This is a genomic window from Rhizobium sp. NPDC090279 (assembly GCF_044769665.1).
GTDB lineage: Bacteria > Pseudomonadota > Alphaproteobacteria > Rhizobiales > Rhizobiaceae > Rhizobium.
Window position 1 is genome coordinate 477,305 of record NZ_JBIVYI010000001.1, and the last position, 16,463, is coordinate 493,767.

Sequence of the window (16,463 nt, forward strand, 5' to 3'; positions counted from 1 at the left end):
TGAGCAGCAGGAAAACGCGCCGGAGCCTTTGCCGTTCCCGACTACATCGGTGATTGCCGCCTTATTTAGTTTGTCGTGCGGGCGCGGCGACAAAGATAGCCCGCCGCTCACACGGCGGCGGGCTATGGTTGATCGGACCGATCAGACGCGTTCGAGCGCGATGGCAATTCCCTGGCCGACGCCGATGCACATGGTCGACAGCGAATAGCGGCCGCCGGTTTCCTGCAGTTCCAGGGCAGCGGTACCGGTGATGCGCGCGCCGGACATGCCGAGTGGATGGCCAAGCGCGATCGCGCCGCCGTTGCGATTGACGCGGGTGTCGTCATCCGCGATGCCGAGTTCGCGCAGCACGGCAAGTCCCTGCGATGCGAAGGCCTCGTTGAGTTCGATGACGTCGAACTGCTCCTGCCGCATGCCGAGCCGCGCCATCAGCTTGCGCGAGGCCGGAACGGGGCCGATGCCCATGATACGCGGGGGAACGCCGGCGGCGGCTCCGCCGAGGATGCGGGCAATCGGGGTCAGGCCGTATTTCTTGGCGGCGGCTTCCGACGCGATGATCAGGCCTGCTGCGCCATCATTGACGCCGGACGCATTGCCGGCGGTGACCGTGCCGCCCTCCTTCTTGAAGGGCGTGCCGAGCTTGGCGAGCGTTTCAACCGTCGTGGCGCGCGGATGCTCGTCCTTGCCGACGACGATCGGATCGCCCTTGCGCTGCGGGATCGTGACCGGCGTGATCTCCTTGGCAAGACGGCCGTTTTCCTGCGCTGCAGCGGCCTTTGCCTGCGAGCGGACGGCAAAGGCGTCCTGGTCTTCGCGGCTGACCTTATAATCTTCGGCGACGTTTTCGCCGGTTTCCGGCATGGAATCGACGCCATATTGCTTTTTCATCAGCGGGTTGATGAAGCGCCAGCCGATGGTGGTGTCATAGATCTCGGCGTTGCGCGAAAAGGCGCTTTCGGCCTTGGGAATGACGAAGGGCGCGCGCGACATGCTTTCCACGCCGCCGGCGATCATCAGTTCGGCTTCGCCGGCGCGGATGGCGCGGGCGGCTGCAATGACGGCATCCATGCCCGAGCCGCAAAGGCGGTTGATCGTTGTGCCTGGCACTGAAATCGGCAAGCTGGCCAACAGGCTTGCCATGCGCGCGACGTTGCGATTGTCCTCGCCGGCCTGGTTGGCGCAGCCGTAGATCACGTCGTCGACGGCTTCCCAGTCGACCGAGCTGTTGCGCTCGATCAGAGCCTTCAGCGGCACGGCCCCGAGATCATCGGCGCGGACGGAGGAGAGCGATCCGCCAAAGCGGCCGATCGGGGTTCGGATGTAGTCGCAGATAAAAGCTTCGGTCATCAGGCTGCCTCATGGGCTTTCTTGGTTCGCGCGTTGATGTCGCGCAGGACGGAAAGTTCGGTCTCGGTTGGCGGCGGCGTCTCGATCACCTCGTCGGCAAACTTGATCGCCCAGCCGCAATTCTCCGATATCTTCTCTCGGGTAACACCCTTGTGGATCGACACGACGGTCAATTCCTTGGTCACCGGATCAGGCTCCAGAATGCAGAGATCGGTAATAATGCGAGTCGGCCCCTTCGTCTTCATGCCCAGGCGCTCGCGGTGATTGCCGCCTTCGCCATGGCCCATCGATGTGATGAAGGGCAGCTTTTCGACAAAGCCGCGATTGGAGAGCGCCATGGTGATGAAGATCTGGCCGCAATTGCTGGCGATTTCGGGCGCCCCACCGCCGCCGGGCAGACGGACCTTCGGATGGTCATAGGGGCCGACGACTGTCGTGTTCAGATTGGCAAACTTGTCGATCTGCGCGCCGCCGAGGAAGCCCGTCGTGATGTGGCCGCCCTGCAGCCAGTAGCGAAACATTTCGGGGACTGCGACGGTGAAAAGTGCGGTATCGCAAAGCTCGCCATCACCGATCGACAGCGGCAGTACATCCGGCTTGGTGCCGACGGTGCCGCTTTCATAGATCAGGGTGATATCGGGCGCATGGGTCAGCCGCGCAACATTGCAGGCGGCTGATGGCGCGCCGATGCCGACGAAGCAGACATCGTCATTGGTCAGCGCCCGCGCGGCGGCAATGGTCATCATTTCGGTAGGCGTAAAATCGTTCATCTTGACCTCCTTACGCCGACTTGGCCGGCGTCTTGCCGGCATATTTGGCAAAGTCCTCAGGGTCGGCCTTCATCACATGCTGGTCGATCCAGGCCAGAAAGCTGTCACGATCGCGGGCGATTTCGTCCCAGGCGATATAGAAGGCGTTGGAACGCTTGTAGTAGCCCTGCGCATAGGATGGGAAGGCTCCGCCCGGCACGATCGCGACTGCCGTGACCGCCCAGGTTGGCAGCACCACGGAATTGGGCGAGGACGGCTTCAGCTCGTCGACAATTTCCTCGACCGTGACGATCGAGCGCTTGGCGGCAAGCACCGCTTCCTTCTGCACGCCGACGATGCCTTCGAGCAGCACATTGCCCTTCCGGTCGGCCCGCAGCGCGTGGATGATTGAAACGTCGGGCCGGATCGCCGGGACGGCCGCCAGCACTTCGCCGGTGAACGGGCAGGTCACGCTCTTGATGTTCGGATTGACCTTCGGCAGGTCGGCGCCGATATAGCCGCGCAGCATGGCGAACGGCAAGTTCGCAGCACCTGCCTCATAAGCATTGGCCATGGCGGCATGCGAATGTTCTTCGATCTCAAGCGGTCGCGGCCACTGGTTCTCGACGGCATCGCGGAAGCGATGGAGCGAGCCGACGCCGGGATTGCCGCCCCAGGAGAATTTCATGCCCCGGGCCGCGCCGACGCCGATCAACTGGTCATAGAGAATGTCCGGCGTCATGCGGATCAGGTAGAGATCCTTCTTGCCCTGGCGGATGACTTCGTGGCCGGCTGCATAGGGAATGAGGTGAGTAAACCCTTCCATGGCGACCGTATCGCCATCCCGCACATTCTCCGCCACCGCCTGCGAAAGCGATAGAATCTTTGCCATAAGGCCTCCTCAACAAATGCTGTCCTGTTGCCGTCAATAAGCGCCTTCAACCTCTGGCCGTCAATAATTTTGTGCGATATTTGACATTTGTTCATATATCGCACAAAATTATCGCAAATCTGGAGAGCGAGATGCGAGAGACCGATTTCGTCAGCGGCTTTGCCAAGGGCCTGAAAGTCATCGAAGCCTTCGGCGAAACGCGACAGCGCCTGACGATCGCAGAAGCCTCGAAGCTGACCGGGCTCGACCGCGCCACTGTGCGCCGCTCCCTGCTGACGCTCTCCGAGCTCGGCTATGCCGTTTACGACGGAAAATTCTTCACCTTGACGCCGAAGGTCCTGCGGCTCGGTCATGCTTATCTCGCGGCGACGCCCCTGCCGATCATCATCCAGCCGCACCTCGATCTATTGTCCGAGCGGGCAGGCCAGAATGCTTCGGCTTCGGTGCTTGATGGAACCGAGGTCGTCTATATCGCCCGCGCCTCGCAGCGCCGGGTGATGTCGATCAACCTGACGCCCGGCAGCCGCCTTCCGGCCTTCTGTGCCTCCATGGGCCGCGTCCTGCTAGCGTCATTACCGGAGAGCGAGGCGCGCGCCGTTCTTGCGCGGACCGATCTCAAGGCGAATACGCCGAACACCAAGACAGATCCGGAGGAGCTGATGCTCGAATTCCAGCGGGTGAGGGCGCAGGGCTATGCTCTCATCGACCAGGAACTGGAAATCGGCCTTTGCTCCATCGCCGTTCCGATCGAGAACGACCACGGCAAGATCGTGGCGGCGATCAATATCGGCGCGCCGGCCGCCTATGTCGCCGCTGCCGAAATGGTGGAGCGATTCCTGCCGCTGCTGAAGGAAACGCAGAAGGCGCTGCGGCTAGTGCTGCCCTAGCAGCTACATCCCCAGCCTCTCTCGCTCCTCGATGCGCCAGGTGCGGGGTGTCTGGCCGGCCTGCTTGACGAAGAAGCGGGAGAAATAGGCCGGGTCGGCGAAGCCAAGGCGATAGCTGATCTCCTGGACGGTCGCGAAGGTGAAGACCAGTTCACGCTTGGCTTCGTCGAGCAGTTTGCGGGTAATCAACTCATGCACGCCGTGCCCCGTCCGGCTGCGCACGATTCGGCTAAGATGGGCCGGCGAGATGCCGAGGCTTTCGGCATAGAAGGCGGCTGGTTTGTGCGAGCGGAAGTGCCGCTGGATCAGGCCCTGCAGCATCTCCATCCGGCGTTCGCTCTCATCGCTCGGGCTTGATCCTTCATCTGCTCTTTGGGCAATGCGCGCCGTCAGAAGCAAGGCCGAGGTCAGATAGGCGTCGAGCAGGTCGTTGCGGCCATTGCGGTGGCTGGCGAATTCTTCGCCCAGACGCTTTAGCGTGCTCGCGACGTGAGCCGCGTCTTCGTTGCGGGTGTCGAGCAGGGTCAGATGCGGATCGGCAAGCCATGTTCCCAGCCGGCTGCGATCGCCGGGAGAGGCCTTCAGGTGAGATATCAGCACCGTGATGACGAAACCGTCTATGTCTCGCGAAAACCGGAAGCCGTGATTGAGGTGCGGCGGCACCGTGATGACGGCGGGCGGTACGATTGCATGGCTGGTTCCGTCGAAGACCGCATCGCCGGAGCCGGCATCTATGTACAAGATCTGGAAGAAGCTCTCGTGCCGATGTGGGTGGATCTCCCAGTGATGGAGGCTGCTGCGCGATGGAATCGTCTCGCAATGCAGCCAGAAATCCGGCTTTCGGCCGGTATTTTCACCGTAGAGCTCGTAGGTCGGCACATTCTTCGTCATGGCTTTCCTCCGTCACCATGTTCGATTTGTGCAATTTCATGACCGAAATGTCCATTGCGGATCGGCGATGCGCCGAAGAGACTTGAATGAAGATCACACATGGGAGGAGACGATGCGCACTCAAGTCGCCATTATCGGTGCGGGGCCATCCGGGCTGCTGCTTGGCCAGCTGCTGACGGAGGCCGGCATCGACAACGTCATCCTTGACCGGGTCGGCAAGGATTACATTCTCGGTCGCGTGCGCGCCGGCGTTCTGGAGGAGGGCACCGTCCGGCTGCTGGACGCGGCGAAATCGAGCGCACGGCTGCATGCGGAGGGCTTGCCGCATGATGGTTTCTCGCTCGCTTTCGACGGCCGCGATCATCGCATCGACCTTCATGGTCTCACAGGCGGCAAGCGGGTCGTCATCTACGGCCAGACGGAGATGACCCGCGATCTGATGGCCCGCCGCGAGGAAAGCGGCGCGCCGACCATCTACAGCGCGTCCAATGTCCAGCCGAACGGCTTCGACGGCGACGCGCCCTATCTGACCTACGAGAAGGATGGTGTTTCCCATCGCATCGATTGCGATTTTATTAGCGGCTGCGACGGCTTTCACGGCGTCAGCCGCAAATCGGTTCCGGAAAAATCGATCCGCAGTTTCGAGAAGGTCTATCCCTTCGGCTGGCTCGGCGTGCTGGCGGAAGTGGCGCCGGTCAATCACGAATTGATCTATGCCAACCATCCGCGTGGTTTTGCATTGTGCTCGATGCGCTCGACGACCCGCAGCCGCTACTATATCCAGTGTCCGCTCGACGAGAAGATCGAGGACTGGAGCGACGACCGTTTCTGGGACGAATTACGCCGGCGCCTGCCGGTCCATCATGCCGAAGCCCTGCTCACCGCACCATCCTTCGAGAAATCGATCGCACCCCTGCGCTCCTTCGTCGCCGAACCCATGCGCTTCGGCCGTCTGTTTCTCGTCGGCGATGCCGCCCATATCGTGCCGCCGACCGGCGCCAAGGGGCTCAATCTGGCGGCGAGCGACGTGCATTATCTATTCTCCGGGCTTGCCGAACACTATCGGGATCGCTCGAATGCCGGGCTTGACGCCTATTCCGTCCGCGCTCTCGCCCGGGTCTGGAAGGCCGTGCGGTTCTCCTGGTGGATGACGACGATGATGCACCGCTTCCCGGATACCAATGATTTCGACCAGAAGATCCAGGAAGCCGAGCTCGATTATCTCACCCATTCGCGCGCCGCATCGACCGCGCTTGCCGAAAACTATGTCGGTCTTCCGTTCTGAGCTGGTCCTAGAGCTTTTTGGCGACCTCGTTCGCCGCTTCGCGGATCGTCTGCATCAGGATCGACAAGGGCAGGGTGGGGATGGCGTCGGTGCGCATGGTCAGCCCGACTGGCCCTTTCGTCTCGCTGGTGTCGATCGGCAGCAGAGCCAGCAGCCCGTCATCGACATCGCCGGCAACGACGCCGGCCGAAATGATCCAGATGGCATCGCTGGCGCGAACGAAGGCGCGGCCGAACGAGTCCGAAACGGTTTCGATCTGGTTGGGCAGCCCGCCGGCCCCATTGGCGATCAGAAAGCTCTCGACGAAGGGGCGGATGATGGAGCCGCGCGTCGGCATCAGGAGCGTGTAATGGCTGAGATCGGAAAACGGCGACTGTTCCGCCGAAAGCAGCGGATGATCGGCCCTGACCGCAAAGACTACCTGCTCGGAATAGAGATGCTCGAAGGAAAAGCCGGTCATCTTGTCGGGGCTTGCCAGCCGGCCGACGACGAGGTCGAGGTCGCCGACACGCAGCTGCTCCAACAGCACAGCGTTTTCGCCTGTCACGATCTTGATGCGGCTCCAGGTCTCCTCGCGGAGAAACAGGTCCATCGCCCGCGGCATGATCCGCGTCGAGACCGTCGGCAACGCGCCGACGCGGATCGCCGGCGCTTCGCCGGAGCGTTCCTGCGAGACAGAGTCCAGCCCCTGTCGGAGCGCCGTCAACGCGGCGCCGGCATGGCGCAGAAACACCTCGCCATAGCGGGTGATGCGGATGCCGCGTCCTTCGCGTTCGAAGACGTCGACGCCGAGCGCCTCTTCCAGCTCCCGGATCGTCTTCGTCACGGCCGGCTGGCTGATATTCAGCAGGCCGGCTGCCTTGACCACGCTTTTCTGACGCGCAACCTCGACAAAGGTCTGCAGATGGCGGAACTTGATGCGTGCGTCGAGCATGCTCACTCATAACCATGGAGTTATCGTAGAGCAAGGAAATATCATTTTACCTAACCAAATTATAGTTCCAATCTCGCCTCCGAGGAGATTTCCAGTGCAGTTTGCCCGCATCAACGACGTTACGATCCACTATCAGATCATTGGCGGCCCCGCCGACAAGCCGGTTCTTGTATTTGCCAATTCGCTCGGCACCGATTTCCGGATCTGGCGCGACGTGATCGTGCGGCTGGCCGGCGATTTCGCCATTGTGCTCTACGACAAGCGCGGCCATGGCCTCTCGGATGTCGGCCAGATGCCCTATTCCATCGAAGATCATGCCACCGATCTTGCCGGCCTGCTCGATTTTCTCTCGGTCAAGAATGCCATGATTTGCGGTCTATCGGTCGGCGGGCTGATCGCGCAGTCGCTCTATCAGCGGCGCCCGGATCTGGTACGTGCATTGATCCTGTGCGACACCGCCCACAAGATCGGCACGGCCGACAGCTGGAACGCCCGCATCGCGAAGGTCGAGGCCGACGGCATCGAATCCATCCTTGATGCCGTCATGGAGCGTTGGTTCACACCGGCCTTCCGCCGTCCGGAAAATATTGCCTTCGCCGGTTACTGCAACATGCTGATCCGCCAACCGGCCACAGGCTATGCCGCGACCTGCGCCGCCCTTCGCGATGCCGATCTGACCGACGCCGCGGCCAAGATCGCGGTTCCCACCATCTGCATCGTCGGCGATCAGGATGGCTCCACGCCGCCGGAGCTGGTGCTGTCGATGGCCAAGCTCATTCCAAATGCGCGCTATGAAGTCATCAAGGACGCGGGCCACATTCCCTGCGTCGAACAACCCGAGGCGTTGACCGAAGTCATCCGTGCCTTCATCGACGTCGTCCTGCGTGGAGAACAAGCCCCATGAATGACACCACCACGCCCTCCGAGCGCTATCTGCAGGGCATGGCGACGCGCCGTGCCGTTCTCGGTGACGGCCATGTCGATCGTGCCCAGCAAGGGGTGACGGAATTCGACCAGCCTTTTCAGGAGTTGATCACCGAGGCGGCCTGGGGGCACGTCTGGTCGCGCCCGACGCTCAGCCGTCGTGAGCGGTCTATCGTGACGATCGCGCTGCTTGCCGCGCTCGGTCAGGACGACGAAGTAGCGATGCACGTGCGCGCCACAAGCAATACCGGCGCAACGCGCGACGATATTTGCGAGGCGCTTTTGCATGTGGCGATCTATGCCGGCGTGCCGGCCGCCAACCATGCGATCAAGATCGCCAAGCAGGTTTTTGAACAGATGGACGCCGAAAGGGCGGCTTGAAGCGAGGCAGACATGTCCGATAGAAGCAATAGCAAGCCCGAAACGGGCGCCTTTTTCGCCAGGGATCGCGCCTGGCATCCGCCAGCTTTCGCGCCCGGCTACAAGACTTCCGTTCTGCGCTCGCCGCAGCGGGCGCTGCTCTCGCTCGACGGCACGATTTCGGAGATCACCGGACCGGTCTTCGGTCACTCCATACTCAATGAACTGGACAACGACCTGATCCACAACTTCGCAAAGCCGGGCGAGAGCGCCATCGGCGAGCGGATCATCGTCCATGGTCGCGTGCTTGACGAGCGCGGCCGGCCGGTGCCGGGCGCGCTGCTCGAATTCTGGCAGGCCAATGCCGGCGGGCGCTACCGCCATAAGAAGGAAACCTATCTCGCGGCCATCGACCCGAACTTCGGCGGCTGCGGCCGGGCGATCACCGATGACGAAGGCTATTATGCCTTCCGCACCATCCGTCCCGGCGCCTATCCCTGGCCCAATGGCGTCAACGACTGGCGGCCCGCGCATATTCACTTCTCCGTCTTCGGTCACGGCTTTGCGCAGCGGCTGATCACGCAAATGTATTTCGAGGGCGATCCGATGATCTGGAAATGTCCGATCGTCGGGACCATCCCCGACAAGCAGGCTATAGAGCAGCTGATCGCGCCGCTCGACTGGGGCAATACGATCCCGATGGATGCGCGTGCCTATAAATTCGATATCGTGCTACGCGGTCGCCGTTCGACCCTGTTCGAAAACCGGCTGGAGGGCAACTGATGGTACAGGAACTCGGCTATCTCAAGGAAACGCCGTCGCAGACGGCAGGGCCCTATGTCCACATCGGCCTGACGCCGAACTACAGCGAGATCGACGGCGTCTATGAAACCGATCTCGGCTCCGTCATGGTCAACGACAAGACGCTCGGCGAGCGCATCACGGTGACCGGCAGGGTGCTCGATGGCGCGGGAGCGCCGGTCAAGGATGCGGTCCTCGAGATCTGGCAGGCCGACAGCGCCGGGCTTTACAACAGCCCCTCGGAACTGCGCGGCACAGCCGATCTGAATTTTACCGGCTGGGGGCGTTGCCCGACCAATTCGGCCGACGGCGTTTTCCGCTTCGAGACGATCAAGCCGGGCCGCGTTCCCTTTAAGGACGGCCGCAAGATGGCACCGCACATCACCTTCTGGGTCGTGGCGCGCGGCATCAATATCGGCCTGCACACGCGTATGTATTTCCCGGAAGAGGCTGCCGCCAACGCCGAGGACCCCTTGCTTGCGCGCATCGAGCACAGGGATCGCGTCGCAACGCTCGTCGGTGTCAAGCAAGGCTCCGCCTACACCTTCGATATACATTTGCAGGGCGACAAAGAAACGGTTTTCCTCGATATATAGACCATGAGCGTTTCACCCTTCGACCATCCATTCCTGTCGGGTCTTCTCGGTGACGAGGAGATCGCGGCGTATTTCTCGGCCAAGGTCGATATCCGCGCGATGCTCGCCTTTGAAGCGGCGCTTGCCAAGGTCGAGGCGCAGCACGGGTTGATCCCGCAGGCCGCGGCCGCGCATATCGCAGATGTCTGCACGGATTTCGAGCCCGACCTGCAAAGTCTGGCGACGGCAACGGCGTCCGACGGCGTCGTCGTGCCGGATCTTGTCAGACAGTTGCGCAAGGCGGTCGGCGGGGATGCGGACAAGCATGTGCATTTCGGCGCCACCAGTCAGGACGTCATCGATACCAGCCTGATGATGCGGTTGAAGGCTGCCACCTTTATCCTTGGCGGCCGTCTCTTCGCAGTATCGTCCGCTCTTTCCAAGCTGGACGAGGGTTTCGGGTCGAACAGGCTCATGGGCCGCACCCGGATGCAGGCCGCGATCGCGATTACAGTGTCCGATCGGCTGCGGGCATGGCGCCATCCTCTGGATCAATATCGGGATCGGCTGACGCAGGAGACCTTCCCGCTGCAGTTCGGCGGTGCCGCCGGCACGCTGGAAAAATTCGGGCCGAAGGCGGCTGAGGTCCGGAGCTCGCTCGCACAGGCGCTCGGCCTGACGGACGAGCTGCAATGGCAAAGCCAGAGGGCGCGCGTTGCCGAGCTGGCCGGGCTGCTCTCCATGATCTCCGGCAGTCTCGGCAAGATCGGCCAGGATATCGCTCTTCTGGCGCAAGCCGGCGACGAGATCGAGCTTACAGGCGGCGGCGGTTCCTCTGCGATGCCGCACAAGCAGAATCCGGTGGCGGCCGAAACGCTGGTCACGCTTGCCCGCTTCAACGCCGTGCAGCTTTCAGGCATTCATCATTCGCTCGTACACGAACAGGAGCGCTCCGGTGCTGCCTGGACATTGGAATGGTTGCTGTTGCCGCCCATGGTGGTGGCAACGGCGGCATCGCTGCGCCATGCGCTGCAATTGGTCGGCATGATCAGGCGCCTGGGAGCGGTAGCGGAATAGAGTATCAGCCGGAATCCATAACCAAATAAGTACGAATATAAGGCTTTATTTCATTTTACATCACCATTTCCTATGAGAAATTGGTGATGATCAAGATCTAGACGATCAAGGGCGGTTCGAAAAACGGCTGCCGGGAGGAGAAAAATGAAACGGTTTATCTTGGCCGCCATCGCGGTTGTTGCTCTTGGCGGCGCTGCCTATGCAGACACCATCAAGGTCGGGGTCATCGGTCCGTTTTCCGGTCCGTTCGCCCTTCAGGGCAAGAATTTCAAGGCCGGCATCGACGCCTATATGGCCGTCAACGGCAAGAAGGTCGGCAATGACGAGGTGGAGGTGATCTATCGCGACGTGCCGCAGGCCGATCCCGCCCAGTCGAAGGCGCTGGCCCAGGAACTCGTCGTCAAAGAGAAGGTCCAGTATCTCGCCGGCTTCTATTTCACCCCAGACGCGATGGCTGTGACGCCGATCCTCAAGCAGGCCAATGTGCCGATGGTGATCTTCAATGCCGCGACCTCGGCGATCGTCACCAAGAGCCCGCTCGTCGTGCGCACCTCCTTTACCACCTGGCAGACCTCGACGCCGATCGCCAAGGTTGCCTATGATGCCGGCGTGAAGAAGGTCATCTCCGTCGTCAGCGATTATGGTCCTGGTGTCGATGCCGAAAATGCCTTCAAGGCCGGTTTCGAGAAGCAGGGCGGCGAGGTGGTGCAGGCGATCCGTATGCCGCTGTCGACCAACGACTTCAGCCCGATCATGCAGCGCATCAAGGATTCGGGCGCACAGGGCGTCTTCGCCTTCCTGCCCTCCGGCCCGACGACGCTCGGCTTCGTCAAGGCGTACAATGAAAACGGCCTGAAGTCGGCCGGCATCAAGCTGTTCGCGCCCGGCGACCTCACGCAAGAATCCGATCTGCCGGCCCTTGGTGACGCGGCACTCGGCATGCAGACGACCTTCCACTACGCGATTTCGCATGACTCAGCGGAAAACAAGGCCTTCGTTGCCGCCGCCGACAAGGCGATCGGCAATCCAGCCGAACTGACCTTCCCGGCTGTCGGCGCCTTCGACGGCATGCATGTCATCTACAAGATGATCGAGGCGACCGGCGGCAAGCAGGACGCGCAGAAGGCCGTCGATGCCGTGAAGGGTCTGTCCTGGGTCAGTCCGCGCGGCCCCGTCACCATCGATCCGGAAAGCCGGCACATCACGCAGAACATCTATCTGCGCGAAGTCGCCAAGGGCAGCGATGGCAAGTACTACAACAAGGAAATCCAGACCTTCGAGAAGCAGGGCGATCCCGGCCTTGCCGCGGCGAAGTAAGGCACTTCCGACCCTTTTGCACCTGAGCGGAAGATTCCGTTCAGGTGCATGATGGCAGCGGTCGCGCCACAACAACCGGACCAGCGATATTAATGCAAACCGTGCTCAGCATAGCAGTCGATGCCCTCGCTTACGGCATGGTGCTGTTCGTCATCTCGATCGGCCTCTCCGTCACCATGGGGCTGATGCGCGTCGTCAATCTTGCCCACGGCGCCTTCGCCATGATCGGCGGCTATATCGCTTCCTATGCGGCGCGCGATCTGGGCCTTGGTTACGGTGCGGCCGTGCTGCTCGCCGTGGTCGGGACAGTCATCATCTCCATCCCGATCGAACGGCTGCTCTATCGTCGCATCTACGGCGCACCGGAACTGACGCAGGTGCTGATGACGATCGGCATCACCTTCTGCATCATCGGTATCGCCAACTATGTCTTCGGCCCGACCCTGAAGACCATACCGCTGCCGGGGGCCCTGCAAGGTTCGGTCGATCTCGGCTTTCGGACCATCGGCACGCATCGCATCTTCGCGATCGTCTGTGGCCTCATCGTTGCTTTGGCGCTTTGGTACACGATCGAGAAGACATCGTTCGGCGTCAAGCTGCGCGCCTCCGTCGACAATGCCTCGATGGCGGCGGCTCTTGGTGTCCGTACCGAAATCGTCTACGCTGTCAGTTTCGCCATCGCGGTCGGGCTTGCCGCGTTCGGCGGTGTCGTGGGTGCGGAGCTTCTGCCCGTCGAACCCTATTATGCCCTGCGCTATATGGTGACTTTCCTCGTCGTCGTCTCGGTCGGTGGCGCCGGCTCCATTTCCGGCGCATTGCTTGCTTGTCTGATCCTCGGCTGCATCGACACGACCGGCCGCTACCTCATGCCGGAATATGGGGAGTTCTTCTTCTATCTGGCCGTCATCGCCATCGTCTGCGTCTTCCCGCGCGGCTTTGCCGGGAGAATGAAGTAACATGGCTTTGATCCTTGAAAGAGAGGCCGCGCCGACCGTGACAAGACATCGTACACTCGGGCAGGATTTGATCGCGGTTGCGGTCATCATCGTCGTGGCGGCCGTCGGCTACCTGCTGTTTCCGGATAACCTTGCGCTTCTCACCCGTCTGATCGCGATCGCGCTTCTCGTGCTGTCGCTCGATCTCGTCACCGGCTATTGCGGCGTGGCGACCCTTGGTCATGCGGCGCTGTTCGGCGCCGGCGCCTATGCGGCCGGCATCGCATCAGCCCACTACGGCATCAACGATCCCCTGCTGATGACGCTTGCGGGCATTGTCGCCGGAGCTATTGCCGGGCTGATCTGTGGCGTCGTTATCCTAAGAGCGCACGGGCTGCCGCAGCTCGTGCTGTCGATCGCGCTGGTCTATCTCTTCCACGAATTCGCCAACAAGGCATCGAGCTGGACGGGCGGCAGCGACGGATTGTCGGGCATATCGGCTGATCCGCTGTTCGGCACTTTCGAGTTCGATCTCTATGGCCATACGGCCTACATCTATGGCGTAGCGCTGCTGATCGTTACGCTTGTATTGCTGCGCATCCTCGTGCGCTCGCCTTTCGGCATGCTTTGCCGTGGTGTTCGTCAGGACCCGCTGCGCATCCGCGCGATGGGTGCATCGCCAAAGATGGCGCTTATCAAGATGTATATGATTTCCGGCGCCGTTGCCGGCGTTGGCGGGGCGCTGACTGCAATTTCGACGCAGGTCGTCGGTCTCGACAGCCTGTCCTTCACCCAATCGGCGGAGGCGCTCGTCATGCTCGTGCTCGGCGGCACCGGTTCCCTGTTCGGTGCGCTCGTCGGCACGCTGATCTTCATGCTGTTCGAGGATTACGTCTCCGCCGCCAATCCCTTCCACTGGCTGACGATCGTCGGCGCGCTGTTGATCCTCGTCGTTCTGTTCGCGCCGAAGGGTATCTACGGCACCGCTGCCGCCTATGTCGCCCGCCGCAGGGAGGCGCGGACATGAGCGCGATTTTCGAGGTCAGCAATCTGAAAAAGGCATTCGGCGGCCTGACGGTGACCAACAATGTCAGCCTGTCGATGGCGCCGGGCGACCGCGTCGCTCTGATCGGCCCGAACGGCGCCGGCAAGACCAGCTTCGTCAATCTCGTGACAGGCAACCTGCCGGCGGATTCCGGTGAGGTCCGCATTGCGGACCATAACGTCAACAAGGTCGATGCCATCGGCCGGGTCCGTCGCGGTCTGGTGCGCTCGTTCCAGGTGACCCGGCTGTTTCAGGACATGACGCCGGCCGAGCATGTGGGGATGGCGGTGCTGCAACGCACGGGCCGCTCCGGCCGCATGTTCGGCAACTTCCTTGCCATGCGCGATGTCATGGCCGAGACCGAGGAATTGCTCGGTACGCTCGGTCTTGCCAGCCTGGCGCACCGCAAGGTCAGCGAGATCGCTTATGGCCAGCAACGGCTTTTGGAGATCGCCGTCGCGATGGCCCTGAAGCCGAAGGTGCTGCTGCTCGATGAACCCGCCGCCGGAGTGCCGCAAAGCGATACCGGCCGTATCGAGCAGGCGCTCGCCGATCTGCCTGATGATCTCGCCGTGCTGATGATCGAGCACGACATGGATCTCGTCTTCCGGTTCGCCAAGCGCGTCGTGGTGCTGGCCGCCGGCACGATCATTTTCGACGGGTCGCCGAAAGACGTGACGCAGGATGCGCGTGTGCGCGAAGCCTATCTCGGGAGCTACGCCAATGCCGGCCACGCCGCTTGAAGTCGAAAATCTGTCGGCCGGTTACGGGCCGACGCGGGTGCTGGAAGGCGTTTCCTTCGCGGTGCCTGCCGGTGGCCGGCTTGCCGTGCTCGGCCGTAACGGCATGGGTAAAAGTACGCTGCTGGCAACGCTTGCCGGCCAGACCCGCCGCTACGACGGCCGCATCCGGCTGGGTTCGGCCGAGATTGCCGGCCTGCCGAGCGCCAGACGCGCCCATCAGGGCCTCGGCTACGTGCCGCAGACGCGCGACGTCTTCCCGACGCTGACGGTGGAGGAAAATCTTTCCGTCGGGCTGAAAGGACGGCCGAAGAGCGCGATACAGGAGGCTTACGACATGTTCCCGCGCCTGCAGGAGCGCCGGAAGAACCTCGGCGGCCAGCTTTCCGGCGGCGAACAGCAGATGCTGTCGACCGCCCGCACGATCCTCGGCCGTCCCTCCGTCCTGCTTCTCGACGAGCCGCTGGAGGGGCTTGCTCCCGTCATCTGCGAGGAGCTGATGGCCGCCTTCGCCAAGCTTGCCAAATCGGGCGACATGACGATCCTGCTCGTCGAGCAGCGCATCCAGAGCGCACTGGATTTCGCCAGCGACGTCATCATTCTGGAGCGCGGCCGGCTTGCCTGGAAGGGCACGCCCGAGGCGCTCGCCAGGGATCATCACGCGGTCGAGCGCCTGCTCGGCGTCGGCGGCCTGCATTAGTTCGAGCATCCATAAACAAGTTGACGCTTTCACGGACGGGCGCCTATCGTTCGGGCTCTGGATCGTAGTCTGAAGACGCATGGCGTGACCGAAGGCATGATACGATGCCAGCGCCTCGACCGATGCAGATACAGGGAAGACTTGTCCTTAAATCTTGGGAGGAAGAGATGCCTGATAAACCTGCTATCGTGTTGGTGCATGGGTTCTGGGGCGGCGCGGCGCATTGGTCGAAGGCCATTCTTGAGCTGAACCGGCTCGGCTATACCGATCTGCATGCGGTCGAGAATCCGTTGACATCCCTCGCAAATGACGCTGCGCGTACGCGCCAGATGGTCAAACAGATCCCTGGCCCGGTCGTCCTTGTCGGTCATTCCTACGGCGGCAAGGTCATTACCGAAATGGGTGATCTGCCGAACGTGAAGGCTCTGGTCTATATCGCCGCCTTTGCGCCGGATGCCGGCGAGAGCGCCGGCGGCATCAGCCAGGCAAAGCCTCCCGCTGCCTTCGAAAACATCGCTCCGGATAGCGACGGCTATCTCTGGATCAAGCCGGACAAGTTTCGGCAGAGCTTTTGCCAGGATCTGACGGAAGATGAGGCTCTGGTCATGGCCGTGACACAGAAAGCGCCGCTCGGCAGCACGTTCGGCGACACCGTCTCCGATCCCGCCTGGAAAAGGAAGCCCTGCTATTACCAGGTTTCCACGGCGGATCGCATGATCCATCCGGACAACGAGAGGATGATGGCGGCGCGCATGAAGCCGATCAAACAGACCGAGCTCGATGCAAGCCATGCGTCCCTCGCGTCGCATCCCGCTGAAGTGGCCGCCTTGATTGCCGAGGCGGCAAGAAGCTGAGACATCTGCGAGGCATCGTTTAACCGCAAGCGCGACGGAAGCGTGGCTTTCGTCGCAGCGGTGGATTGTGCATTCGCCCGGGCAAACCGGGCGTATCCTGTTTGCCGAACTGTGTCAGCGCGCTTTGCGTGCCGATACGCAGCCAAATCC

At 61.9% G+C, this 16,463-nt stretch carries 18 protein-coding genes; 13 read left to right on the top strand and 5 right to left on the bottom strand.

Annotated features, from left to right (window positions below; translation table 11 throughout):
• Positions 1 to 141: 141 nt before the first annotated feature.
• From pcaF to ACIQWP_RS02195, 3 genes are read right to left on the bottom strand one after another with little or no spacing between them, the layout of a single operon-like run.
• Positions 142 to 1,347 (bottom strand): 3-oxoadipyl-CoA thiolase, encoded by a 1,206-nt coding sequence (pcaF, locus tag ACIQWP_RS02185; RefSeq protein WP_402781664.1) that lies wholly within the window; start codon positions 1,345 to 1,347, stop codon positions 142 to 144.
• Positions 1,347 to 2,117 carry a CoA-transferase subunit beta gene (locus tag ACIQWP_RS02190; protein ID WP_402781667.1) on the bottom strand — a complete coding sequence of 257 codons (771 nt, stop codon included), beginning with the start codon at positions 2,115 to 2,117 and terminating at the stop codon, positions 1,347 to 1,349. Before ACIQWP_RS02190 ends, pcaF begins: the two co-directional genes overlap by 1 nt.
• 10 nt (positions 2,118 to 2,127) lie before the next feature.
• Positions 2,128 to 2,988, bottom strand: coding sequence for a CoA transferase subunit A (locus ACIQWP_RS02195; RefSeq protein WP_402781670.1), 861 nt, complete (start codon positions 2,986 to 2,988; stop codon positions 2,128 to 2,130).
• A gap of 131 nt (positions 2,989 to 3,119) precedes the next feature.
• On the opposite strand from ACIQWP_RS02195, the gene ACIQWP_RS02200 reads away from it, so the two are divergent.
• Positions 3,120 to 3,875 (top strand): IclR family transcriptional regulator, encoded by a 756-nt coding sequence (locus ACIQWP_RS02200; RefSeq protein ID WP_402781673.1) that lies wholly within the window; start codon positions 3,120 to 3,122, stop codon positions 3,873 to 3,875.
• Positions 3,876 to 3,878: 3 nt separating this feature from the next.
• Here ACIQWP_RS02200 and ACIQWP_RS02205 read toward each other — a convergent pair whose 3' ends face one another.
• Complete coding sequence (locus ACIQWP_RS02205; RefSeq protein WP_402781677.1) at positions 3,879 to 4,766, bottom strand: helix-turn-helix domain-containing protein; 888 nt, start codon at positions 4,764 to 4,766, stop codon at positions 3,879 to 3,881.
• 112 nt (positions 4,767 to 4,878) lie between these two features.
• Here ACIQWP_RS02205 and pobA point away from each other — a divergent pair, with 112 nt between their 5' ends.
• Positions 4,879 to 6,051: a 4-hydroxybenzoate 3-monooxygenase gene (gene pobA, locus ACIQWP_RS02210; protein WP_402781680.1), complete on the top strand. Its 1,173-nt coding sequence runs from the start codon at positions 4,879 to 4,881 to the stop codon at positions 6,049 to 6,051.
• A 7-nt stretch (positions 6,052 to 6,058) separates the two neighbouring features.
• On the opposite strand, the gene pcaQ is transcribed toward pobA, so the two are convergent.
• Entirely contained in the window at positions 6,059 to 6,985 is a 927-nt protein-coding gene (gene pcaQ / locus ACIQWP_RS02215; RefSeq protein ID WP_402781683.1) for a pca operon transcription factor PcaQ, read from the bottom strand.
• Between the two features lie 94 nt (positions 6,986 to 7,079).
• Here pcaQ and pcaD point away from each other — a divergent pair, with 94 nt between their 5' ends.
• From pcaD to ACIQWP_RS02270, 11 genes are all read left to right on the top strand, one after another.
• Entirely contained in the window at positions 7,080 to 7,889 is an 810-nt protein-coding gene (gene pcaD / locus ACIQWP_RS02220; RefSeq protein WP_402781686.1) for a 3-oxoadipate enol-lactonase, read from the top strand.
• Positions 7,886 to 8,290 (top strand): 4-carboxymuconolactone decarboxylase, encoded by a 405-nt coding sequence (gene pcaC / locus ACIQWP_RS02225; protein WP_402781689.1) that lies wholly within the window; start codon positions 7,886 to 7,888, stop codon positions 8,288 to 8,290. Before pcaD ends, pcaC begins: the two co-directional genes overlap by 4 nt.
• A gap of 12 nt (positions 8,291 to 8,302) precedes the next feature.
• The gene (pcaH, locus tag ACIQWP_RS02230) at positions 8,303 to 9,052 is read left to right on the top strand and encodes a protocatechuate 3,4-dioxygenase subunit beta (RefSeq protein WP_402781692.1); all 750 of its coding nucleotides are present in this window, start codon (positions 8,303 to 8,305) and stop codon (positions 9,050 to 9,052) included.
• Entirely contained in the window at positions 9,052 to 9,666 is a 615-nt protein-coding gene (gene pcaG, locus ACIQWP_RS02235; protein ID WP_402781695.1) for a protocatechuate 3,4-dioxygenase subunit alpha, read from the top strand. Before pcaH ends, pcaG begins: the two co-directional genes overlap by 1 nt.
• A 3-nt stretch (positions 9,667 to 9,669) precedes the next feature.
• Positions 9,670 to 10,722 (top strand): 3-carboxy-cis,cis-muconate cycloisomerase, encoded by a 1,053-nt coding sequence (locus tag ACIQWP_RS02240; protein ID WP_402781698.1) that lies wholly within the window; start codon positions 9,670 to 9,672, stop codon positions 10,720 to 10,722.
• 144 nt (positions 10,723 to 10,866) lie between these two features.
• On the top strand, positions 10,867 to 12,039 hold the full coding sequence (locus ACIQWP_RS02245) for an ABC transporter substrate-binding protein (protein ID WP_402781701.1): 1,173 nt from the start codon (positions 10,867 to 10,869) through the stop codon (positions 12,037 to 12,039).
• A gap of 92 nt (positions 12,040 to 12,131) precedes the next feature.
• Positions 12,132 to 12,995 (top strand): branched-chain amino acid ABC transporter permease, encoded by an 864-nt coding sequence (locus tag ACIQWP_RS02250; RefSeq protein WP_402781704.1) that lies wholly within the window; start codon positions 12,132 to 12,134, stop codon positions 12,993 to 12,995.
• A 1-nt stretch (position 12,996) separates the two neighbouring features.
• A complete protein-coding gene (locus ACIQWP_RS02255) occupies positions 12,997 to 14,001 on the top strand; it encodes a branched-chain amino acid ABC transporter permease (RefSeq protein WP_402781707.1) in 1,005 nt (334 codons plus the stop codon).
• Complete coding sequence (locus ACIQWP_RS02260; RefSeq protein ID WP_402781710.1) at positions 13,998 to 14,762, top strand: ABC transporter ATP-binding protein; 765 nt, start codon at positions 13,998 to 14,000, stop codon at positions 14,760 to 14,762. The genes ACIQWP_RS02255 and ACIQWP_RS02260 overlap by 4 nt, the downstream gene beginning before the upstream one ends.
• Positions 14,743 to 15,459 (top strand): ABC transporter ATP-binding protein, encoded by a 717-nt coding sequence (locus ACIQWP_RS02265; protein WP_402781713.1) that lies wholly within the window; start codon positions 14,743 to 14,745, stop codon positions 15,457 to 15,459. Before ACIQWP_RS02260 ends, ACIQWP_RS02265 begins: the two co-directional genes overlap by 20 nt.
• Positions 15,460 to 15,626: 167 nt before the next feature.
• Complete coding sequence (locus ACIQWP_RS02270) at positions 15,627 to 16,313, top strand: alpha/beta hydrolase (protein ID WP_402781716.1); 687 nt, start codon at positions 15,627 to 15,629, stop codon at positions 16,311 to 16,313.
• The last annotated feature ends 150 nt before the right edge of the window (positions 16,314 to 16,463 follow it).